This window comes from Vibrio aestuarianus (genome assembly GCF_012395185.1).
In the GTDB taxonomy this organism is placed as follows: Bacteria; Pseudomonadota; Gammaproteobacteria; order Enterobacterales; family Vibrionaceae; genus Vibrio; species Vibrio aestuarianus.
This window is the reverse complement of sequence record NZ_JAAZTU010000017.1, coordinates 69851-92630: the sequence shown is the minus strand read 5'-3', so window position 1 is coordinate 92630 and position 22780 is coordinate 69851. Positions and strand designations below refer to the sequence as shown.

At 43.3% G+C, this 22780-nt stretch carries 18 protein-coding genes and 1 pseudogene; 10 read left to right on the top strand and 9 right to left on the bottom strand.

What is annotated here, in order from left to right:
- Positions 1–701: 701 nt before the first annotated feature.
- Positions 702–2876, bottom strand: coding sequence for a DNA helicase II (uvrD, locus tag HGG78_RS10200; RefSeq protein WP_172532817.1), 2175 nt, complete (start codon positions 2874–2876; stop codon positions 702–704).
- 311 nt (positions 2877–3187) lie between these two features.
- Between uvrD and HGG78_RS10195 the strand changes: the two genes are divergently transcribed.
- The 4 genes from HGG78_RS10195 (at position 3188) to HGG78_RS10180 (ending at position 5673) form a co-directional block, all read left to right on the top strand.
- Positions 3188–3445: a BufA1 family periplasmic bufferin-type metallophore gene (locus tag HGG78_RS10195; RefSeq protein ID WP_053309737.1), complete on the top strand. Its 258-nt coding sequence runs from the start codon at positions 3188–3190 to the stop codon at positions 3443–3445.
- Positions 3446–3548: 103 nt separating this feature from the next.
- Positions 3549–4451 (top strand): MNIO family bufferin maturase, encoded by a 903-nt coding sequence (gene bufB, locus HGG78_RS10190; protein WP_172532816.1) that lies wholly within the window; start codon positions 3549–3551, stop codon positions 4449–4451.
- Positions 4448–5221, top strand: coding sequence for an HvfC/BufC N-terminal domain-containing protein (locus HGG78_RS10185; protein ID WP_172532815.1), 774 nt, complete (start codon positions 4448–4450; stop codon positions 5219–5221). Before bufB ends, HGG78_RS10185 begins: the two co-directional genes overlap by 4 nt.
- Positions 5222–5223: 2 nt before the next feature.
- Positions 5224–5673: a DoxX family protein gene (locus tag HGG78_RS10180; RefSeq protein ID WP_422108883.1), complete on the top strand. Its 450-nt coding sequence runs from the start codon at positions 5224–5226 to the stop codon at positions 5671–5673.
- A gap of 64 nt (positions 5674–5737) precedes the next feature.
- On the opposite strand, the gene prlC is transcribed toward HGG78_RS10180, so the two are convergent.
- The gene (prlC, locus tag HGG78_RS10175) at positions 5738–7780 is read right to left on the bottom strand and encodes an oligopeptidase A (RefSeq protein WP_172532813.1); all 2043 of its coding nucleotides are present in this window, start codon (positions 7778–7780) and stop codon (positions 5738–5740) included.
- Positions 7781–8088: 308 nt separating this feature from the next.
- On the opposite strand from prlC, the gene HGG78_RS10170 reads away from it, so the two are divergent.
- The 6 genes from HGG78_RS10170 to HGG78_RS10145 all read left to right on the top strand — a co-directional run bounded on the left by HGG78_RS10170 (position 8089) and on the right by HGG78_RS10145 (position 15834).
- Positions 8089–8928 (top strand): 23S rRNA (adenine(2030)-N(6))-methyltransferase RlmJ, encoded by an 840-nt coding sequence (locus HGG78_RS10170; RefSeq protein ID WP_172532812.1) that lies wholly within the window; start codon positions 8089–8091, stop codon positions 8926–8928.
- 50 nt (positions 8929–8978) lie between these two features.
- Complete coding sequence (gorA, locus tag HGG78_RS10165) at positions 8979–10331, top strand: glutathione-disulfide reductase (protein ID WP_172532811.1); 1353 nt, start codon at positions 8979–8981, stop codon at positions 10329–10331.
- A gap of 88 nt (positions 10332–10419) precedes the next feature.
- A complete protein-coding gene (locus HGG78_RS10160; protein WP_161441890.1) occupies positions 10420–11622 on the top strand; it encodes a site-specific integrase in 1203 nt (400 codons plus the stop codon).
- The gene (locus HGG78_RS10155; protein ID WP_094133976.1) at positions 11619–13307 is read left to right on the top strand and encodes a hypothetical protein; all 1689 of its coding nucleotides are present in this window, start codon (positions 11619–11621) and stop codon (positions 13305–13307) included. Before HGG78_RS10160 ends, HGG78_RS10155 begins: the two co-directional genes overlap by 4 nt.
- Before the next feature lie 9 nt (positions 13308–13316).
- Positions 13317–15431 carry an integrase gene (locus HGG78_RS10150; protein ID WP_172532810.1) on the top strand — a complete coding sequence of 705 codons (2115 nt, stop codon included), beginning with the start codon at positions 13317–13319 and terminating at the stop codon, positions 15429–15431.
- Complete coding sequence (locus tag HGG78_RS10145; protein ID WP_094133978.1) at positions 15403–15834, top strand: hypothetical protein; 432 nt, start codon at positions 15403–15405, stop codon at positions 15832–15834. Before HGG78_RS10150 ends, HGG78_RS10145 begins: the two co-directional genes overlap by 29 nt.
- A gap of 10 nt (positions 15835–15844) precedes the next feature.
- Here the strand turns inward: HGG78_RS10145 and cap3 are convergent, their stop codons facing one another.
- From cap3 to HGG78_RS10110, 7 genes and pseudogenes are all read right to left on the bottom strand, one after another.
- On the bottom strand, positions 15845–16312 hold the full coding sequence (gene cap3 / locus HGG78_RS10140; RefSeq protein ID WP_172532809.1) for a CBASS system CD-NTase/cGAS isopeptidase Cap3: 468 nt from the start codon (positions 16310–16312) through the stop codon (positions 15845–15847).
- Positions 16305–18059, bottom strand: a complete 1755-nt coding sequence (locus HGG78_RS10135) for an E2/UBC family protein (protein ID WP_172532808.1) — start codon at positions 18057–18059, stop codon at positions 16305–16307. Before HGG78_RS10135 ends, cap3 begins: the two co-directional genes overlap by 8 nt.
- A gap of 2 nt (positions 18060–18061) precedes the next feature.
- A complete protein-coding gene (locus tag HGG78_RS10130) occupies positions 18062–19366 on the bottom strand; it encodes a CBASS cGAMP synthase (protein ID WP_172532807.1) in 1305 nt (434 codons plus the stop codon).
- Positions 19367–19379: 13 nt separating this feature from the next.
- A complete protein-coding gene (locus HGG78_RS10125) occupies positions 19380–20447 on the bottom strand; it encodes a CBASS cGAMP-activated phospholipase (protein WP_172532806.1) in 1068 nt (355 codons plus the stop codon).
- 8 nt (positions 20448–20455) lie between these two features.
- Complete coding sequence (locus tag HGG78_RS10120) at positions 20456–20704, bottom strand: hypothetical protein (protein WP_001125698.1); 249 nt, start codon at positions 20702–20704, stop codon at positions 20456–20458.
- Between the two features lie 391 nt (positions 20705–21095).
- A pseudogene (locus HGG78_RS10115) lies at positions 21096–21496 on the bottom strand (SMODS domain-containing nucleotidyltransferase).
- 222 nt (positions 21497–21718) lie between these two features.
- Positions 21719–22774 (bottom strand): DUF6765 family protein, encoded by a 1056-nt coding sequence (locus HGG78_RS10110; protein ID WP_172532805.1) that lies wholly within the window; start codon positions 22772–22774, stop codon positions 21719–21721.
- Positions 22775–22780: the final 6 nt, after the last annotated feature.

The window sequence follows — 22780 nt, the reverse complement described above, 5'->3', positions numbered from 1 at the left end:
TTGAGAGGAGAACTACGACCACTTACTGATGTTTCTGAAAGCAACGATGAAGATGATATTTAATCAAGCAAAAACAGACAGTTAACCCCCTTAGCGTTGTTTTCTGTACCGTTGGACTTCAAACCCCTAATATGAACCCCGTCGGAAGGATTCTGACACGGAACAGGAAAGCACCAAGGATTTGGTCATCTTCAGGATGAAGAGACGACTACTCGGGATGAATGGTCGGCATGGAAAGCGAATTGGACATTGAATGGACGCAATAGTAACTAGGATGGTTGCTACTAAGGAAAGACAATGGACACCTCTGGATGAGGCAAGGACTGAACATCAGGATGATGTAAAGGACACCGCTCAGGGAACAAGTGATGAACGCTAACGTGGATTGTTGGCAGACCAGGAAGGTCAAAAAAGGACACCGCTAGGAAGGCGACGTAAGGAATAAGCTGACGGAATACAGCACACTATCATGGATTTGATGCATGGAGCACTTTTGTAGCTGGATTGCTGCGAGTAAGACTATAACCCCGCAGGGCGTAAGCCCTCGGGGTTTTTCTTTATTCATTTTTCTTCATGTTGAAACTTTATACTTCGTTGTCTGCTCTCACTCGCCCCATCACATAGGTTCCCTATGCTCAGGGGTCTCGCTCGATTGCTGCCTCGTCTAAAGCTCAAACATTTTGAAAAATCGCTTACAGAAACTACAGTTTTTCTAGTTTAGCGTACGCCGTGACTAGCCACTTAATCCCTTCGCCGTTAAAAGCCACTTGAACACGACTTTGTGGACCACTACCTTCAAAGTTGATAATGGTACCTTCACCAAAAATCGGGTGTTTGACGCGTGCACCTAAACTAAAGCCAGTTTCGTTAAAAGTCTCTTTAACCACGCTTTGACTAAAGCGTCCGGCACTGGTTGGCCGGCTGACTTGCGCTTTCATGCGTACTTCATCTAAGCAAGCTTCTGGCAGTTCACGAATAAAACGCGAGGGCTTATGGTACTTATCTTGCCCATACAAACGGCGAATTTCAGCATAAGTGATGTACAACTTTTGCATGGCCCGCGTCATGCCAACGTAGCAAAGGCGACGCTCTTCTTCCAAACGCCCAGCTTCTTCGGCCGACATTTGGCTAGGGAACATGCCCTCCTCAACCCCAACCATAAATACCAATGGGAATTCCAACCCTTTGGCACTGTGCAGGGTCATTAATTGTACCGCATCATCAAACTCGTCGGCTTGGCCATCACCGGCTTCAAGTGCCGCATGCGTCAAAAATGCCGTCAGCATGCTCATTTCATCCGCTTCTTCTGGCTTTTCAAACTGACGTGTAGCGGTCACGAGTTCTTCTAAGTTCTCAATGCGCGCCTTTGATTTTTCGCCTTTCTCTTGCTCATACATGGTGTATAAGCCCGATGTTTTGATCACATGGTCGGTCTGGGTATGCAATGGCATCTCTGCGCTATCATCTTCTAGCGCATTCACTAGCTCAATAAAGCGGCTCAACGCACCGGCTGCGCGGCCAGTCAGAACTTTCTCATCAAGTAGAACTAAGCTTGCATCCCACATGGTGCAGCCGCGATCGCGCGCTGCAAAACGAATAGTTTCTAGCGTTTTATCACCCAAACCACGCGTCGGTGTATTCACCACACGTTCAAAAGCGGAGTCATCATTGCGGTTTGCCATCAAACGTAGGTAACTTAGCGCGTCTTTGATTTCCTGGCGTTCGAAGAAGCGCATACCGCCATAAATTCGATACGGTAAACCCGCTTGAATTAATGCTTCTTCAAGCACACGTGATTGGGCGTTATTGCGATACAACATTGCACAATCGTTAAGTGAGCCGCCTTTATCTTGCCACTCTTTGATTTTATTGACCGTAAAACGTGCTTCATCAAGGTCGTTATATGCTGAATAAACGGAAATAGGTTCGCCTTCAATGCCGTCAGTCCACAATTCTTTACCCATACGCTCGGTGTTGTTGGCGATCAGCGCATTAGATGCATCCAAAATGGTTTTGGTCGAACGGTAGTTTTGTTCCAGACGAATCGTATTCACACTTGGGAATTCTAGCGTGAACTTCTCGATATTCTCAATTTTAGCACCACGCCAACCATAGATAGATTGGTCGTCATCCCCAACAATCATCACGTGGCAATCACGACCAGCCATCATGCGTAACCAAGCGTATTGGATGTTGTTGGTGTCTTGAAACTCATCCACCAAAATATGTTTGAAGCGAGCCTGATAATGCTCGCGAATGTGCTTTTTATCGCGTAGCAGTTCATGCGTGCGCAGTAATATTTCGGCAAAATCGACTAACCCAGCGCGGTCACACGCGTCTTGATACGCGGTATACAGTTGCAAGTAGGTTTGCGTAACCGGATCGCGATACGCGTCGATATGCTGTGGACGTAACCCCTCATCTTTCTTGCCGTTAATCCACCAGCAAACTTGTCGTGCCGGCCACTGCTTCTCGTCGAGGTTCTGCGCTTTAATCAAACGTCGTAGCAAACGCTGTTGATCTTCTGAATCTAGAATTTGGAAATCTTCTGGCAACTTAGCATCAAGATAATGTGCACGCAGAATGCGGTGACAAATACCGTGGAATGTCCCGTTCCACATGCCAGATGCACTGCCCATCATTAACTCTTCAATTCGACCGCGCATTTCTGCGGCAGCTTTATTGGTAAAGGTCACCGACATGATAGAAAACGGTGAAGCTTGTTCAACCGACATCAACCACGCAATGCGGTGCACCAATACGCGTGTTTTACCACTCCCCGCACCGGCAAGTACTAATAGGTTTTCTAAAGGTGCAGCAACAGCTTCACGCTGTTTATCGTTCAAACCATCGAGTAAAAGAGAGGGATCCATCATGACTAAGCTACTGGTTATTTATACATAATTGCGATGATTATAACCTCAAATGGCGTAAAGATGCTCGTTTCTATCGCAATTTATTGTTATGGATAAACCGTCACTTCATGATTTTATTTCCATATTTATCAAAATTTAATCACTTAAAAATCAGCCACTTCAATAAAAATTGAGAATGCATTTAGGATTTTTCATTCAGGGGGTGAAAGTTTTTGCGTGTTTTTTCCATCTTTTCTAGTAAGCAAGTTGAACGTTAACAAATTATTAACTTGCGAACTCAACTACATGGACAAAGTCTCGAGGAAATTATTATGAAAAAATCTAATCTTGCTGTTACTGCTGCGGTTACTGGTCTACTTGCTCTAGGTGGCACAATGTTAACAGCGGCTCCTGCTTTCGCTGCTGAGAAAGAAAAATGCTATGGCGTGGCTAAAGCAGGCAAAAATGATTGCGCAACTAAAACAAGCTCTTGCGCTGGTACAGCAAAAGAAGATCACCAAAAAGACGCGTTTGTTGTGCTACCAAAAGGCCTGTGTGGCAAACTGGCTGGCGGCATGACTGAAGGTTAAACCTCAGCTTTATAAGAGGTGTGCTGCGGCTCAACCAGCGCACCTTCTTTTTAGGGTTAACAACCTTTCAGATTTACAGCACATCCGTTTTGGAGAGTGAATTGTGACCAACACACAACAGCACACTACGCAATGCCCACCAGCACAATCTCACACAGAACAACACCGTAAAGTCGGCGTTGGTTTACGACATCCACATCTCGATTTTTTCACTGAACAACCCAATCTAACTGGCTGGCTTGAGATCCACAGTGAAAATTATTTCCAACCACATTCAAGTGCTCGCCAACAACTGCAAAACTTAGCTCAGCGCTACCCTATTAGCTGCCACGGTATTGGTTTATCTCTCGGTTCGGTAGAACGAGTAAGCCGCAAACATTTGCAGCAGTTAAATGCATTGGTGCGTGAAATCGAGCCTATTTTTATTTCAGATCATTTAAGTTGGAGCCAAAATGGCGGCCATTACTTCAATGATTTGCTACCGCTTCCCTACACCGAAGAAGCCCTACAAGTGTTTTGCCGCAATGTGCTAGAGGTTCAAGAATATCTTGGTCGTCCATTGTTGATTGAAAACCCGTCGAGCTATTTGAAATTCCAACACTCAACCATCAGCGAGTGGGATTTTTTAAGTGAAGTGCATCAACGCACCGATTGCCGCTTATTGCTCGACCTCAATAATGTACATGTCTCCGCCTTCAATCACGGTTTTAGCAGCGAAACGTATCTGGCTAACATTCCAGCGCAAGCTGTCGATGAAATTCATTTGGCGGGTTTTACCATCAAACACCTCGAACAGGGCGAGCTGTGGATAGATACCCATAGCCAACCAGTGAGCGCTGAAGTATGGCAACTGTTTGAGTCGTGGATAGCACAACACGGTACTTGTCATACCCTTATTGAATGGGATCTCGATATTCCACAACCGCAAGTGCTGTTAGCCGAAGCGAGTAAAGCAAGCGAGAGAATGCTCACCACCGAACTCAGCGCGACAAGGAGAGCCTCATGAACCCTTCTCTTGCCGATATACAAACACAATTTGCGCAAGCATTGCGCTACCAAGCCAGCGCAAATGACTGCCATATTGTTAGCGACCATTTTTCTGCCGAACAACGGATGCAGGTGTATCGCAATAATTTCGTCATCAGTTTAAGTGAGGTGCTTCAGGCTACCTATCCAATTCTGGAAGCCTTAGTGGGAGAAGAGTGCTTTGCCGGTTTGACTCGCCAGCATGTACTGACTCACCCTCTGCTGGAAGGAAGTGTCACTCACTATGGTCAAGGGTTTGATCAAACCGTTAATCAGTTTCCTGCCGTCATTGAGGCTGCGCCTTACGCCAGCGAAGTCGCGCGTTTTGAATGGGCGAATGATCTCGTACAACAATATTACGCAAATGCCCCTGCCCACACTTGCCAGCCTTTAACGCAACTGGCCGCTATAGAGGAAGAAAAACACGGCCAGATCATCTTGCATGTCAAGGCAGACGTTATTGCCTTTGATTCCCCTTACGCCCTTTTTGCGCTGCAAAGGGCCATTCAAACTGAACAATTTTCAGGGCTGGATGTTCATCGTCAACAACGCGGTGTTATCGCTTGTAATGAGGATAGCTCACCCTGGTGCCAAACCCTGGATCTAGGCGCTTATCAGTTGCTGTTACTTGTGCAACAAAATCAGCCACTCGGCTTGATTGAAGCACCTTTGCTTGCTCATCTCAATACGCTATTGGCTTTGAATCTTATCGCTGGTTTCACACTGTCTGGCACAAAGGAAAACTCATGAACATGACATTAAAAACTTGGCTAACACGCTATGACTACAGCGTTGAAAATATTCAACACACTATCGTTCCCTTACTGTTGTTGTTTTGTCGGCTGTGGGTCGCATGGGCTTTTTTCAATTCAGGCTTGGTGAAAATTGCCTCGTGGGACAGCACCTTGTATCTGTTCGAATTGGAGTACCAAGTACCGATTCTACCTTGGGAACTGGCCGCCTATTTGGGAACGGCCGCAGAGCTGACATTACCCATATTCGTGGCATTAGGTTTGTTGAGCAGACCGATGGCGCTGGCGTTGTTCATTTTCAACATTGTGGCAGTGATTTCGTACCCCGTGTTATGGGAACAAGGTTTTTATGACCACCAATTATGGGGACTGATGCTATTGCTTGTGGTGGTATGGGGCGCAGGGCCAATTTCTTTAGATAGAGTGTTAAGACAGCAGGTCTCAAAGTAGATAAAAGATGAATGGTATGGATAGCAGTACTCTGCATCCATACCATCAACGGACTTAGGCTTAATTAAGCGGCAATACCAGCATGACGCAATAAAGCATCGATTTGCGGTTCACGACCACGGAAGCGTTTGAATAGCTCCATTGGCTCTTCACTACCGCCCATCTCCAAGATATTCTTTAGAAAGCTATTACCCGTCTCTTTATTGAAGATACCTTCCTCTTCAAAACGAGAGAATGCGTCAGCCGACAACACTTCTGCCCACAAATAGCTGTAGTAACCAGCACTGTAACCACCAGCAAAAATATGGCTAAAGCTGTGCGAGAAACGATTCCATTCTAGGCTTGGTAACACCGCCACTTTTGCTTTCACTTGCGCTAACGTTTCCAAAATCCGTGGTCCTACTTCCGGGTCGTACTCGGTGTGCAACGTGAAGTCGAACAATCCAAATTCAAGCTGACGCAAAATAAACATCGCCGACTGGAAGTTTTTCGCCGCTAGCATTTTATCGAGCATCTCTTTGGGTAGCGGTTCACCCGTTTCGTAGTGACCGGAAATAAACGCCAGCGCCTCTTCTTCCCAACACCAGTTTTCTAGGAACTGACTTGGTAGCTCGACCGCATCCCAAGGCACACCATTAATCCCCGATACAGCGCCAACCGTCACTTGCGTTAACATGTGGTGGATGCCGTGGCCAAACTCGTGGAATAACGTCACCACTTCATCATGAGTAAAGAGTGCCGGTTTATCACCAACTGGGCGATTAAAGTTACACGTTAGGTAAGCGACTGGCGTTTGAAGCTCACCATTTAAGGTAATACGGCGGCCACGACAGTCGTCCATCCATGCACCGCCACGTTTGTGTTCACGCGCATACAGGTCGAGATAGAAACTGCCACGCAACGCACCTTCAGCATCAAAAATATCGAAAAAACGCACCGATTTGTGCCAGGTATCAACACCTTCACGCTCTTTGACCGTCATGCCAAATACTCGGTTCAGCACTTCAAATAGACCACTCACCACTTTCGATTCAGGAAAATAAGGGCGCAGTTCTTCGTCTGAAATTTGGAACAAATGCTGTTTCTGTTTTTCGCTGTAGTAAGCGATATCCCACAGCTCAAGCTCACTCACGCCAAATTCACTGTGCGCAAACTGACGCAGCTCTTCGACTTCACGCTCGCCTTGTGGTTTTACTTTGCTGGCAAGGTCATTCAAAAAGCCCAGCACTTGCGCTGGTGTTTCCGCCATTTTAGTGGCTAACGATTTTTCACTATAGGTGCTAAAACCGAGCATACGGGCAATTTCATGACGCAGCTTTAGCTTCTCAGCGATCAGTTCACTGTTGTCCCACTTGCCTGCATTTGGCCCACGGTCTGATGCACGTGTCACATAGGCTTGGTAAATTTCTTTACGTAGCGCTTGGTTGTCGCAATAGGTCATCACGGGCAGATAAGATGGGATATCAAGCGTTAATAGGTAGCCTTCTAGATCTTTCGCTTCAGCCGCCGCCTGCGCCGCTGCTAAGGCAGATTCTGGCATGCCCGCTAACTCGTTGACGTCAGTGACGTGTTTAGTCCAACCCATGGTGGCATCAAGTACGTTGTTGGAAAACTTAGACCCTAATTCAGACTGACGTTTGCTGATTTCGCCATAGCGTTTTTGCTCGACCAGTGGCAAACCAATACCTGATAGTTCAAAATCACGCAGCGCATCGCTAATGGTCTTTTTCTGCGCTTGAGAAAGCGAAGAAAATTCGTCACTGGCTTTAATGCTCTTATACGCTTCAAACAACCCTTTGTGCTGCCCTACCCATGTGCCGTATTCAGATAAAAGTGGCAAGCAACTTTCGTAAGCATCACGCAATTCATCGCTGTTCATCACCGAGTTGAGATGACTAACAGGCGACCAAATTCGACTTAAGTAATCATCCACTTCTTCAATTGGTGCGACGAGGTTATCCCATGTTGGGTGAGTATTGCCGTCAAGCAGTTGATCTATTTTTGCTCGACAATCGTTGATCGCTTTCTCAACCGCTGGCTTTACGTGCTCCGGCTTAATGGCAGAAAACGGAGGCAGATCCGTAAAGGTAAGAAGTGGATTAGACATAGAACATTCCTTTTGGCTTAAAAACGATAACCGCCTGAATTGGGGTTATCATCTTCTTTGTTTTCATTGGTACAAAATAGTAAATATAGGTAAGTTCAGCAATTTTCAATAGTGACGTATACCCTTCCTACTTGAAGCTTGCAGCGGTGTTGGCTACATTCGCTCACCCCAATCACATAGTTTATCTATGCTCATGGGGATGAACTCACTTGCCGCCTACCTGCCACTTCAAGTTGTTTGGGTATATAATCAGTCAATAAATCTGAACCACTAAACACACTCAACGTTGAGTGTTTTGAGAGCCTATTTTGCTAAGTTATCGTCACAGCTTTCACGCTGGCAACCACGCTGATGTGTTAAAGCATATCGTGCAAAGCCTTATCCTCAATGCTTTGCAGCAAAAAGACAAACCGTTTGTCTACCATGATACTCACTCTGGTGTAGGTCGCTACGATTTAACCCACGAATGGTCAGAAAAAACCGGCGAATACAAACAAGGTATCGCTCGAGTATGGGCGCACAACAACATTCCACAAGATATTCAAAGCTATCTTGATGCTGTTAAAGCACTGAATGAGGGTGATGAGCTACGTTATTACCCAGGATCTCCGCGTGTAGCGCGAGCGCATTTACGCGTAAACGATCGCATGGTACTGACTGAATTACACCCAAGCGACTACCCTTTGCTTGAGCAAGAGTTTCATCGTGATCGTCAGGTTTCAATCTATAAAGAAGATGGCTTTCAACGCCTCGTGGGCAGTTTGCCACCGAAAGAGCGCCGAGGCTTAGTGTTGATAGACCCACCTTACGAATTAGCATCAGAGTACCGTGATGTGGTTAAAGCGATTGCAAAAAGTTATAAGCGCTGGGCGACGGGTGTGTACGCGATTTGGTACCCAGTTGTTAACCGCGACACCATCGACGACATGCTAGAAGGGTTAGAAAGCCTCGGCATTCGTAAAATCTTACAAATTGAATTAGGCGTTTCACCCGACACCAACGAGCGTGGCATGACGGCCTCTGGCATGATAGTCATCAACCCGCCATGGAAATTAGAAAGCCAGATGCAGGAAATTTTACCTTTCCTTAAGCAAGCAATTGCGCCAGCAACCGGTCATTTTAAAGTTGAATGGGTTGTACCTGAATAAACTGACCCAATGTATCAAACAATAATTCTAAAAGAATAACGGAGAAAGTAATGGCAACGCATTTTGATTATATCTGTATCGGTGGTGGTTCTGGCGGTATCGCATCGGCCAACCGTGCTGCAATGTATGGCGCCAAAGTCGCACTAATTGAAGCCAAAGACCTTGGCGGTACTTGTGTCAACGTAGGTTGTGTACCAAAGAAAGTGATGTGGCATGGTGCTCAAGTTGCGGAAGCGATGAATTTATACGCCGCTGATTACGGCTTTGATGTCGATGTAAAAGGCTTCAACTGGAGCAAATTAGTTGAAAGCCGCCAAGCTTATATTGGCCGCATTCACCAATCTTATGACCGCGTGTTAGGCAACAATAAAGTCGAAGTCATTCGTGGATTTGCTAAATTTGTTGATGCGAAAACCGTTGAAGTTAATGGTCAACATTACACTGCAGATCATATCTTGATTGCTGTCGGTGGCCGCCCATCGATTCCAAACATTCCAGGTGCGGAGCATGGCATTGATTCAAATGGTTTCTTTGACCTAGCAGAACAACCAAAACGCGTTGCTGTGGTTGGTGCAGGTTACATAGCAGTAGAAATTGCTGGCGTACTGAATGCGCTTGGTACAGAAACGCACCTTTATGTACGTAAAGAGTCCCCACTACGCAGCTTTGATCCGATGATCATCGAAACACTCACCGAAGTAATGGCGGCAGAAGGCCCAGCACTACACACTCATTCAGTGCCAAAAGAAGTGGTAAAAGAAGCCGATGGTAGCCTGACTCTGCACCTTGAAAATGGTCAAAGCCAAAATGTCGATACGCTGATTTGGGCAATTGGTCGCCATCCAGCAACGGATGCTATCAACCTTGCATCAACTGGTGTTGAAACCAATGCGCAAGGCTACATTAAAGTGGATGAGTTCCAAGCAACCAACGTACCTGGCATTTACTGCGTGGGCGATATCATGGAAGGTGGTATCGAACTGACACCTGTCGCAGTTAAAGCAGGTCGTCAACTTTCAGAACGTCTATTCAATGGTAAAACCAACGCAAAAATGGACTACAAGCTGGTCCCTACCGTTGTCTTCAGCCATCCACCTATCGGCACTATCGGTCTAACGACTGAAGAAGCACAAGCGCAATACGGCAAAGACAATGTGAAAGTATATACTTCTGGCTTTACCGCTATGTACACCGCTGTGACCTCGCACCGTCAGCCATGTAAAATGAAGCTGGTATGTGCTGGTGAAGAAGAGACTGTTGTTGGACTACACGGCATTGGCTTTGCCGTTGATGAAATGATTCAAGGTTTTGGTGTAGCTATGAAAATGGGTGCAACTAAAGCTGATTTCGATTCAGTGGTTGCCATACACCCGACCGGCAGTGAAGAATTCGTTACCATGTAGATCGGTGTCTGGAAAATCCACCCTGTAGATTTGTAAACTCTGGAAAACATACTAGCCTCTATGTATATCAAATACATTGGAGGCTGGTATGGTTACTGTCGTAAATTCGAACAATTTTGACGTTCCCCGAATCTATCCGCCTTCAAGTAAATCAACATCTATTCATCTAACTGGGTTTCCTACCTTTTACTCCAAAGACCACGAATATCTACTACCAGTAAACCTTTGGCTCAATTATTTAGTGAACATTCGAAAAGCAGCCGATATAACAGCAAGTGTTCGTGCCCTTAAGAGATATTGGCAGTTCTTAGAATCGAATAATTATTCCTGGGACAACTTCCCTGCGAACGACTACTTAAAACCGACCTATCGATTCCGAAATGATGATCTGTTAAAAGCGGCCAGATGTGGTGAGATTGCCTTTTCTACAGCGTCTATGTACATTCTTCATGTTATCAAATTCTATGAATGGGCAGCTCATGAGAGATTCATAACCTTCACTGAAGAGAACAAACCATTTAATTATCAGATAGTCCATATAGCTAACTCTGGGATGATGAGCCACAACAACCCTAGGTTTGCAGTACGTTCAACTGACCTCAGAATCAGAAAACCAGCAAGAAACGAACAACAAAAACTCAATCCATTATCTCAACAAGAACTACTTTTTTTCGCTGACTGCCTTAGAGAATGTTCCGACGAATTTATCATTCATCAATTACTCCAAATACAGTCTGGATTGCGCGTTGAAGAAGCTTGTACATTTCCATTTTCTATTGTTGAGATGCCTAACCCTCATATTCATAGATATGAAGTAGAAATTGGTATTCACAATGGTGTACACACAAAATTCAACAAAACACGTAAAGTCGAAATACCCAACCAGCTAATGCGAAAAATGTATGATTACTCGGTTAGTGAACGTCGACTAAAGCGAGAAAAGAAAACAGATGGTGTAAATAAAACACTACTTCTGAATAATCTTGGAAACCCTCTTTGCAGCAATAACATCCAACAACATTTTCGTCGATTAAGACATCATATTCAAAATAAACATAATATTGTTTTTAGTCATCGGACTCACGATTTAAGGGCTACTTATGGTACCTATCGCTTGGATTCATTGTTGGATCACCTTCCAGTTGGTGATGCTTTAGCTTTAATTATGGGATGGATGGGGCACAAAGATGATAAAACCACATGGAAATACCTTCGATATTTAAGAAAAGAAAAAGCAAATCAAAATGCAATTGTAATGCTTGACCAAATATTGGAGGAAGCAATGTTATGACTTACACGCCTCCTAAGCTAACAATCAAACTTCGCACAGGAATCAAACAAACGTTCACTTATGACTTCACTCGTTTTTTCTACAAAGGAGTTGCTTTTAAAAGAGACTTACAGCGAGCAGAATCTGCACATCGAGATGCTGATGTTCTGAGATGGTACAGAATATTTACTGAGACAAACGAATACTCTGATCTGACAAAACAAAGCTACCTAAGAGATTTTGCGAAATACGTTCGCTTTTGTGATACGAAAAGACTTAATCCGGAAAGCTCTGCCGCAGTTGAATCATGGGAGAGACACTTAATAGAGCAAGTTCGTATATCTTCAATGAACGTCAATTCTGCGCGGAAAATGATTTCTTGTTCAAAAAAATGCTTGGAAATGCTTGGTAACCCAAGCTCAGAATGGTTCTCTCCTTATGGATTATTTCGCTCTGAACCTAATCCTACTCAAGGTTATTCAGATCGAGAGCTGTCTTCCTTAATCAAAATTATCAACTCATTTTTCAGACAGATATACAAACAAATCATGACGAACCCAAGCATACATTTGAATGCCTCAACCAATAAAAGAACTGCGACCTTTACCTACAACAACCATACACATGGAATCGCCTCACCAATAACAAAATGCTTTAGTGCCGCCTACTTCATGTTGTCCTATTACACTTGGGGCAATACAACCGTCCTCCTCAACATGACAAAGCCGAAAGAAAAAATATTTGAAGGTGGTAAGTGGTTTGAGCAAAGTGTTTTAAAGCCTAGAGCAAATAAGTATGTATCTATATCGATTGGGGATAACGGTACATTTCATGTTCCCAAAATAGCACTTGGATTTTTTGAGCAGCTATTGCAACTTAGTAGCCTTATTTCTTCGGATCCTCACTTGCTCTGGCAAACCAAAAGAGGCCATATTGCACCTTTGGAACAAGGACATATACAAACCTTCTCTAAATGGCTGTATGAGACGTTTGATCTAAAATCTGATGATGGTGAGCCACTACGGCCAATGGCTTCGAAATTTCGTGCCAGTGGAAGTTACCGCTATTTAGCAAAAACGGGAAATGCAACTGAAACAGCATTGCTCTTAGGCAACACCCCATACACGTTATCAAAGCACTATTCTTCTGGCAATCAGGTTGAGAACCAAAAACAATTGCTTGCTGCAACTCACACAATTGAAGGCGCAGCTCGATGTTCAGATATTAATGCTGCAAAAGAATTTGCAAAAAAAGAGTTGGGGGTAGAAGTTCTTCCGTACGAGGAGTTCCTTGCAAAATATGCAGATAAGCACGGCGAAAAAACGATTATAGGAACAGGCTGTAAAAATGTCTATTCCAGTCAGGCTGACAAATATCGAAGGAGGAATCACTTCAGCCCGAAAGACTTTAACGTTGACCACCTGGCTTGTTCTGACATTCATAATTGCTTCAATTGTGAAAATCAGGTCATCATTGAAAGTGTTGAGGATATCTGGTGTTTACTGAGTTATCGAGAATCGATCATTGATTCAAAAGTTCACCACCTCAGTGAGCAGCATTTTAATAAAAACTATTCAGACCTTTTAAACTCGATCAATCGAATTGTCTTCACCATCCATCCCAAAGTAAAAAGATTAGCAGAAAAGAAACTGCAGAATGAAGGAAGACACCCTCTATGGCCAGAAGGAATCAACATCGATTTTTAAGGACTACCTATGACACCATTGTTTGAACTACCTAAAAATATACTCAAAGAAAACATTTCCGAATATAAAAAGGTAATAGAGTTGTATGTAAATAAAAATTTTAGAGAATTAGATAATGTAGTCGTAACTAAAAAATATGATGGAAGCCCTCAAAGCTACTTTGGCGATGAAGAATGGAACTTTTCCGCTTACTTAGATACCAGAATAGTCCATAAAAAACATACTGTATTTTCATCATTCTCAGATGAGAACTTGGCTAGAGAGATGAAACTTATCTGTTTCTCATGGCTTTACATATCCGGTCATCATAGAAAAGGGGCAGTTATTAAACCAACAACACTTCTCGCACGCTTTTCAAAACTATCTCAAGTATATAAATTTATTGAAAAAAATGGTTTTTCTTCTATTAACGATCTTTCATCAAATATTGTTTTTCTAGAATTTCGTAACCACCTTCAATCCCAAAATTATCAGCATGCTCAAGTAGCAGCAATCTATAATACATTGACCAGTATACAAAGAGTTAGTAGATACCTTCCTATAACATTCACCATACCACCAGATCAAAATTCGACTAAGTTCTCCTTTGAATTAACAGGAAAAAATAAAGAGGAAGGATCTAATCAATTTTATGCTATGCCAACTAGAATAATGGAAAGGATATACGGCTATTGTTTTAACATCATTGATGAATACTACCCATATAGAGAAGCACTTCACGAACTATTACATGACTTAAGAGAGAACTACGTCGAAGGAAAAAAGCGAGTTGATGAAAAAATTGAAAGTGGAATTTGGAAATGGATGAGCAAAGATTCTTATGACTACAGAGTAGAAGTCAACAAACATATGCCTTCAAAATATAAGTCCATAATAGATGCTCATTTAGAAAATACGCCTCTCGGCAATAAGCTTCCTAGAGATGCACGCAACCTCCAAAGTGCAATTATTGAATTACAAACGGTCTGCTTTATCACCTGTGGGGCTCTGACAGGAATGCGTCGTTCAGAATTATATTGTCTAAACTCGAATAGCTTTAGAGAAAAAGAAATATATGGTCGAAAATATTACGTTCTTCGCTCTGAGCATCATAAATTTACCCAAGGAAGAGGAAAACCTGCTGAGTGGGTAACAACTAAACTAGCTGGAAAAGCCATTGATATTGCAGAAGCTCTTTCTAGATACATGCGAATTCAGTTGTTAGAAGATGAAGATCCCATGAGTGAGTATAACTCTTCATGCTTGTGGTTGGGACAAGGACGAAAATCACAGAAACCAGTAATCACACAAGACAATAATATGAGGAAACATTTTCGTCGCATATGTCAAAAAGCAAATGCCATAATCACTGAAGATGATCTTGAAGAGTTTCGTCTCATCAATCCCAATAGAGAGCCACAAAGGGCCGCTGAGAATTTAAAAGTTGGTAATATCTGGCCATTAACTACTCATCAACTACGCAGAACTTTTGCTGTATTTTCAAAACGTCATAACCTTTGTCACGATATTGCGATAAAAGAACAGTTCAAACACCTAGATCTACCCACAACAGAATGGTATGGAGAAGGTGGTCTTGCCAGCAAAATAAAAGCACTACAGATCGATACAGAGCTTCAATCATTCCTCAATGACGTAATCCAAGAGTCTACGACACAAAAAATTCATGAATGGTATAAAGGCTGGGATTCAGGTCAACTGATGGGTCATATGGCCGGCTCAATCAATAAAAACCGAATATCTCTTCACAAAAAATATAAATCATGGGATGCGATTAATGGGCATGTAAAAGCTGGTCGATTAACCCTTGTAGGCACGCTACACTCTTACTGTATGGCTGGCTACGAATGCCAGATGCATAAGGTTAGTTCCCCAGCCAACTGTATGAGCTGTGAAAATCAGCTCATAGATAAAGAAAAAGCTGAAAACTGGAACAAACGCTATCAATGGGTATGCAAACAAGTTCTTGATATGGAAGCAATCGGTTCGTTAACCGCTTCCATGTATTCACATTTTATTACCCAAATCAGAGCCGCTGAAAAAGTTCTCCACAAATTTCAGATTCCATTCACAAGGTTTGAGATAGGCAACGGTAAATATGAGCAAATCCCAAATTACGAAGGTTGAACTAGAGCAAGCACTAAAAAGAATCCTATCGGGAAAAACTCACCGCATTGATCCTGCGCGGAAGATTTCAGTTAAAGCGGTAGAAGAAGAAGCAGGGCTAGGCGATGGCTCTGCCTATTACTACAAAGACATAGTACAAAAAATAAAAGACTCAGCTATCCAAAACTCACCGAAAACCAAAGCTCAAAACGCATATGAAGATAAGATTTCCAGCTTAAGAGAACGGTTAAAAAAAGAAATAAGCCTGAAAGAAAAATACCGATCGCAAACAGAAGATTTAAAAGAACAACTCTCTAATATGGCGAGCCAACACAACCAACTCGCCTTAATGATTCAGCAGTATCAGTACAAGATTTCAGAACTTGAATCCGATATTGAACAACTTCCGAAGTACAGTGAATGAATTAGTACACCTAAGATTCGATTTTCTTAAATACAGTAATTAACTCTCTTTCTTTCTTACCAAGCCAAAAGCCCTTGCGACCAACTATCAGTAAGAGCATAGACTCGTCGGAGACAATATTTCTTCTCCAAGAATATCTATCTGTCGCGGAGGGGAATGGTCTATCTTCCGGGTGTGTGTGCCACTCCCCAAGGTACAGATGAGTACCAGCAGATCTTTCAAAGGCCTCATTCACTCGTGACTGATGGTGAACTCCTCGACGATCAACTCGGCTCCTCTGACGAATGTCGCCAGCCCCAGGTTCAGAGATATCGCAAACAACCAAATGTTGCCCTCTACGCTCTCCTATAAGGACACCAGCAGACTCAGGGGTAAGATGATGGAGCTGACGATAAAACAGTAATCGCGTTACTACATGTCCCATAATGACAACAAGGCAATCACTCTCATCTTTGAAAACAAGTTCGACATCACTCATCACAAATATTACATCCTGAGAAGTGCTTTAGAGTTCTCGGCTTTTTCGAACGAGAACCATCTAACATATGCTCACTATAGTTCCAGGGAAGTGTATACTCTAGCGTATTCAATACGGCCTCCTGAGCTAAAGCCGCCGTTATATGGCTTACTGCAGCATCATATGATGTATATGTACTCCCACAACTTATGTGCTTCTCTTTTGCCAGATCAATGCCCTCAAAACGAAGATCTATGTTATTTCGATAAACTGCTGGATCAGCCATCATACAACCATAACAGCAGCGACCATCATCAACCAAAACCTTTGAAGCCCGCCCATTACCATCATTAAATGCATGAATAAGAACAGGCCTAATATCTGCGCTTAGAGCCCTAGCCACTGCCGCAAGACGTTTGGAAACAGGTGGGCGACCTGTTGCATCAATAACAATGTCATATTTCGATAGAACATCTGCCTGGATAGGGAACTGTCTGTCAATACCTTTGATACTCTGAGCGATATGGACGGCTTCCTTCAGGCTATTGGCTAAAGCTATAGATTTCGCTAGACCAAAGTTGTGAGCTGTCAGAGAATGCCGAGCAAAATTGTGTGGTTTGAAAGAATCATCATCATAAAGGTGGAAGTCATTTTCTCCGCAGCCAGCACCACTACGCAGCAGCAGTTCTGCCAAATATCCACCTATGGTACCGCATCCAATAAGAGCAATACGCTTATGACTTAAATTTCCAACGTCTGGTCGCGGTTGATTACGACTTAGTAGAGTGTCTCGATCAGCTCTGGTCACACCTAGCCGCTTAAAGTTGGCACTCACAAACTTGCCACCTAATAATGCCGCTTCATTGTTTATGTTCCGCTTTCTAGCGGCATTCCTACCAAAGTATCGCTTACCAATAACATCCAAATTCAGCTCCAAGTAAACGGCCAATTCATCTTGCCCCTCCACATCAAACAACAATATGTGACGTTTTGTCCTCTTGGCCATCAAGAGAGTAACCGTCCGAGCATGCGCAGAGCAATCAACGAGCTTCAACCAACTTAACACCTCACGAAGGCAAGATGGAGGCCAGTTTACACCGGCCAAACGGTTCGGCTTTACTGATATACAATGTGTTGTAATTGACACTTCTTGCAGGGAGCTTTCATCGAACTTTCTTTGGTTCAACCATTTTACTAACTCTTCACTTTGCTCAGAGCAAGCAGCTACGTACTCTCTCCGGATAGAGCCACTACTTAGCTCAGCTTCTACTAGATGAGCCTTTAACTGAGCTTTTCTCGATGGTTTAGCTAACAGGTAGAGCTCTTCTTCTGATTGCCAATAAGCACTAAACTCTCCTTCAAGCTCAACATCATTTGACGTTCCACTCTCGACAGATGCGACAGAGTTATCCAAGGTTAGCTGTATTTGCTCATCCACATCTTGATAAGTTGACTTTAGATCATTGGAGTTCCAATCAGCCTCCATTTGAGCAACATAGCACAGGTAAAACCCGAAATTAATGTGAGGCAGTAGTCGACCTTTATACTGTTCGGGTTGCTGCAGAATATATGCAAAGGGTAACTGTATGTGCGGGTCATTCCACAGAACCAAAGCAATTACAAATACACCACCTTTAGTCGAGTACTCTTTTACGTAGTAGCCTTTGCGTCGGCTTTTTGTATCCAACAGAATGCCTTTAGGCATTTGTTTAGCCGGCGTATAACGAAATCCGCATCCCAGTAATGTATGATGTAATTCCTGCTTCACTTTCAGCCACTTACCATTGTGCTGCTGATTTTTTCAGGTTTCGAGGCTGAACTAGGTTCTTGAGCGAAAGCCGGCAGAGCCTTTGCCAAAACAATAAGGTCACTATTAGTAACACGATTCCCAAACGCCATATTAATCATTTTCAAGGCCTCGAACTTAGAGCCCGCTGACTCAGCAGATGACAGAATCTCTGGCAAACGCTCTAGTTTGCTCATAATGTCCATCTCCCGACGGCCATGCTTATAAGAAGGTGGGAAGAGTGGCTTTTCATCTGTATCGTCAGGACTCTCTACCCCTCTAGCAAACTCACCAGGAAGATTCTTAGCAACTATCTTCATAGTCTCTCCTAGATCACAAGAATCATGAGAAACTCTATCAAGTATGTTGACCGTTGCCGCCATGAGGCTTATCGATGATGGGCCTCCAACATCCCATTGTGCATCCCGCCATGCTTTCATAAACCGACAGACCTTACGAAGATGTTTTCCAATTCGTCCACAGCTATCGTTAAACCAATCTTCAACTATTTTGGGATCACTATTAATCCATTTTCGCTCACCTTCGCGAAGAGCGAGGTTTACATTCTCAGAATCTACCTCATATGAATCAGTATCATCCGAATCATAAACATATGATTCACAAGCAACACTTTCGAGAAATGACCTATTTGCATTTAAAGCGACTTGCTTTTTCATAAATTCATCTTTAGGGATAGCATACATAGGCACATCGATGTGTGTTTTCTCTGCCTCAATCTTAATCCTCCCACAAGTCTGCTTAGGTTCAAATTTCCAGCCATAGTTTTCAGCTACAAGTGACTTAAGTGAGGCGTCTACAAGGAGAATTAATAAGGAGTGACCGATCTTAGGCTCTGACTCAAAAATAGGCATTGGCATGTAGGTGCCATCATCAATATCCATTTCTTGACCTGGCTGAAACGGACGATTCAGGGTGTCATACTGGAAGCTTCCCTGAGTCCAGAAGCGAGGTGTCAGTCCCAAAAACTCATCACGGGCATCATCATCCATCTCGTGAATAAGCTTAGCTACCTCTCGTTGATCGCTGTCAGACAGGTGCTTGATTTTAGTCTTTGAGACCTTTTCCTGAATAATTTCAAACGTAAGAACACTTTTTTTCACAGCCTTGGCAATACCTTTAGCTTCTTCAAATACATCTCGTATTCTTAACCGGATGATCTTGCGCAGCGCCTTAAGATTGTTTTTCTCTTCGTCTGTAAGAACTAGCTTACCCATCAAGCCATCATTTCGGTTTGTATAGTACTGGTGAAAGTTCCAAGCCATTTTCACTCTCCTCTAAAATTTATTTAAATTTGCGGGCAGGTACTTTGAAAAAATCTGCCAATGCTTTGTTTTTAGTGAACTCTTCAGTAGCTAATTGCCTACCACGACTAGCTAAATTGCTGAGCGAGCTTTCAGAAGCGTTATCCAATGTAATGTCACTTGCAGCTTCATGAGGTATTGTGTCATCCAGATACACGAGATTGTCTATGGCGTCATGTGTCGCTAACTCTCTTAACAACATTGCTCTGTGAAGTTGCTGATTCGCCGTCATGGTACTGAGAACTAACCGCTCTCCCATTCCCCATAATCCTAGATAACCGCTTTTACCTGCCAAACTAGAAGGGCTGAGACTATACTCCTCCCCCAAGGTACCTACGTTGAGTATCCTGACATCACTAACCTTTGTTTCAGGAAAATCTGTCGTCATATCGCGAAAAACTTCATGTAAGCCAATAAAACTCGGATTGTTTGCAACCAAGCCTCCATCAGCAAAATAGGCATCCAAATCTTCACAATAGTGAGGAGCAAAATATGTGGGTGCAGCTGAAGTAGCTAAAGCTGCATCAATTAACTTGAGGCGGCCATCCCTGTTAAATTCGGGGTTATGGGGAGTTTTGAAGAACTGAGGTTTACCTGTAGAAAGATTAACTGTAGGAATGAGAACTCGACACTTCAGATCATTAAAAGTGCTGTCTTCACCGACCATACTGGCTATCGTTGTAGCCAATGGCTTACTGTCATAAAGTGGACCTCTGGCCAGTCGATACCATCTGCGAAAAACTGGGAAAAAACGTGGATATTTCTGCTCTGGAAAAATATGCCCTGCTTGTTTTCTAAATACATCTTCCAGTTCTCTGGCGCTCTTTCCATAAGCCAAACCCAAAGCCAGAATCCCACCAATAGAAGTACCTGTAATCAGATCAAAATAATCTCCAACTTTAAAACATTTAACTCTTTGTTTTTCTTCAAAAATTCTCTCAACTTCAGCTAATAAGCTGATAGTAAACAGGCCCCTTGCACCGCCGCCATTCAAACTAAGAATTCGAACTTGCTTTTCTAGGCGTTCATTCTTCTGTGGATTTGACATGTTGCTTCCTACCGAGCTTTATTCGATTGAGCTAAAACTGAAGCTGCGAGAGTTTTCGTTTCGTCACTGTATTTAGCACTCTGCAGTGCCTTTGAGGCTCTACTTTCCATTTCAGCGCTAGTCTGTCTGGAAGTTGAAGTTTGTGATAAGGCCGAACCAGCAAACGCTTTTGCGATCGATGAAGCATTTGGGTTCTTTAGTGTTTGAGAAGCAAGTGAAGCCACATCACTTGAAGTCTGTTTGGTATTTTTAGGCATAACTAGGCCTCCAAAAATTGGTGATAGCTATTTCATGTTCACCAGGATGGATGCTAAGCTAAGGGTTCGACGTTTAGATGAACATCCATCCTAGTTGGTGATGATTGTCTTTAAGTGAGCCCCTGACAACCGTTGGGGGTTTTCTTTATCAGAGAACTGTTAATTTTTACTCCACAGATAAACACTATATATTGTGTCATTCACAGTGCAGATCACAAGATAGTGCTTCTAGGAAGGTATTTCAAGTTGCATATAACACACTACCTGTGGATAACTCACTTTAACACCATCACCTGTTAGTAGCTGCTGACCTATAACCTCTTTGACTACAAGTACTCCAAAAAACTCAACCTCATAACCAATTGATATATATATACTGTAAAAATAAAAATTACTTGATCTTTGATTGCACTGGGTACTTGAAACTTCTATCTGCTTGCTCAAACACGGGTTGAACCTCAACCATAAAGTCCGTGTAAACGACCTGAACAACCAATCGATCTACTTTTACCTCAGTTTTGGGGTATCGGGCTTTGATAGCATCACGGGTATCAGTAAGGAGCTTGGACTGCTTGCCATCCTTATAGTCGTTCCACTTACCCGCAATATATCCAAGTCAGAGATACCTCGGATCCCTGTCCATTGACCATAGGAGCCAACCTGAAGGCTGTTGGCGGTTTTCGAGTCAGTATCTCTAAACTTTTTGTTCAAACTTGCCGTAATCTCACCGTACCTATCGCTTATCGCCTGACCGTTGTTGATAGTCAGATTTCCAAGAAAACTCTGGAACATCTCAGATGTAGTCAAAGTAATTTACCTCTTCGTTTACATTTAATTTGCAGGGCAAGAGCATGAAGCCCTTATATCTAAAGAGATACCAGCGCCTTTCCAAACTTTGCTGCGTAATTCGAGTTAACTAAATCAGGATCTTACGCTCAAAACGTATCCTACGGATGCCTAAAGCTGCCCTCCAATAAATTGTATTATTGGCCCGCTCCTACGGGCCAAAATATCCTAACTCACCATCAAACCATGTTGTGGCAAAAGCTCTCGCAAGACATACCAACGATGGTAAGACGCCGCCTGATAATAACGATAGATCGAATGCTCCATCGCCTCAGCACTACTTCCATGACTAAGAGCTTCAAACCCATCATTCCAATCTCGGTACTCTGGAATATCTTCCGCGATATTGAGTAATTCACCGTACTGAGCTTCACGTTTCCACTTTTCGATACGGTCATTACCCTTAGCTTGGAACGCAAGGACGGCTTCTACTTTTCCCTCTAGTACTGACCAATCCTGCTTCTGTTCTGGCTCCATGTATTCCACTGGTAATGCCGAAAGCATCGAATGTAGCTTTTGACAGTACTCTAGGAAAGTCGCAGGATTATCTCTCCAACCAGAATCGCTTCCACTGTCGTATTCAAAACGCCACTTCAAGTATGGCCTGTCAGGAAATGTCACCACGCCCCCATGACCTAAGGCACCAGACAACTCCTCAGCAAGGTGAGATTTAATGTTGCGAACAAAGGGGGTAAATCGTTCAAAAAAGGTGTCCTTTTTACCCACAACATAAGCTTCCATTTGCTCGTCTAAATCTCTGAACTCAAAAGAGTCATTGACTACCTGATTGTGACGAGAGCTTACCCCTGAGAAACCGTAGTGTGCGAATGTGTCAGCGTAGACGTGTGCCATTATCCCTAGTAATTCAAGGAAATAAGGTTTTGTGGCCTGCTCCAAGTGGTTTTTACACATTTGCTGGGCAATCACGCTGTCTTTGCGACAAACCAAACGCTCAGTGAATGAACTACCTTCATTTCCCGGTAAGAAATGGAAAGGCACCCAAACTTGTCTTTGATCTTCAGGATCAATGTTGCTTACATCCGCAGTGTGATGCGCAGTTGCTTCGACTCGACAAGCCGAAGCGTCCGCTAAATCAATGCCGTTTCGCTGTGCGTTGTCGTCTACAAACTGAGCTGCGGTCGCAATAATATGAGCCGACTCTCGGTTTAAGCCTGCGGCGCGAGCCACACAATATGTCCCGTAATAGTGCATATCGATTTGCATAAGTCC

What these genes read in the sequence shown, in the direction of transcription:
- HGG78_RS10195 (WP_053309737.1), top strand. Translation starts at nt 3,188, where the DNA reads ATGAAAAAATCTAATCTTGCTGTTACTGCTGCGGTTACTGGTCTACTT.
- HGG78_RS10155 (WP_094133976.1), top strand. Translation starts at nt 11,619, where the DNA reads ATGACTTACACGCCTCCTAAGCTAACAATCAAACTTCGCACAGGAATC.
- gorA (WP_172532811.1), top strand. Translation starts at nt 8,979, where the DNA reads ATGGCAACGCATTTTGATTATATCTGTATCGGTGGTGGTTCTGGCGGT.
- HGG78_RS10125 (WP_172532806.1), bottom strand. Translation starts at nt 20,447, where the DNA reads ATGTCAAATCCACAGAAGAATGAACGCCTAGAAAAGCAAGTTCGAATT.
- uvrD (WP_172532817.1), bottom strand. Translation starts at nt 2,876, where the DNA reads ATGATGGATCCCTCTCTTTTACTCGATGGTTTGAACGATAAACAGCGT.
- HGG78_RS10110 (WP_172532805.1), bottom strand. Translation starts at nt 22,774, where the DNA reads ATGCAAATCGATATGCACTATTACGGGACATATTGTGTGGCTCGCGCC.
- HGG78_RS10160 (WP_161441890.1), top strand. Translation starts at nt 10,420, where the DNA reads ATGGTTACTGTCGTAAATTCGAACAATTTTGACGTTCCCCGAATCTAT.
- prlC (WP_172532813.1), bottom strand. Translation starts at nt 7,780, where the DNA reads ATGTCTAATCCACTTCTTACCTTTACGGATCTGCCTCCGTTTTCTGCC.
- HGG78_RS10145 (WP_094133978.1), top strand. Translation starts at nt 15,403, where the DNA reads ATGAGCAAATCCCAAATTACGAAGGTTGAACTAGAGCAAGCACTAAAA.
- HGG78_RS10180 (WP_422108883.1), top strand. Translation starts at nt 5,224, where the DNA reads ATGACATTAAAAACTTGGCTAACACGCTATGACTACAGCGTTGAAAAT.
- HGG78_RS10150 (WP_172532810.1), top strand. Translation starts at nt 13,317, where the DNA reads ATGACACCATTGTTTGAACTACCTAAAAATATACTCAAAGAAAACATT.
- cap3 (WP_172532809.1), bottom strand. Translation starts at nt 16,312, where the DNA reads ATGAGTGATGTCGAACTTGTTTTCAAAGATGAGAGTGATTGCCTTGTT.
- HGG78_RS10120 (WP_001125698.1), bottom strand. Translation starts at nt 20,704, where the DNA reads ATGCCTAAAAATACCAAACAGACTTCAAGTGATGTGGCTTCACTTGCT.
- HGG78_RS10185 (WP_172532815.1), top strand. Translation starts at nt 4,448, where the DNA reads ATGAACCCTTCTCTTGCCGATATACAAACACAATTTGCGCAAGCATTG.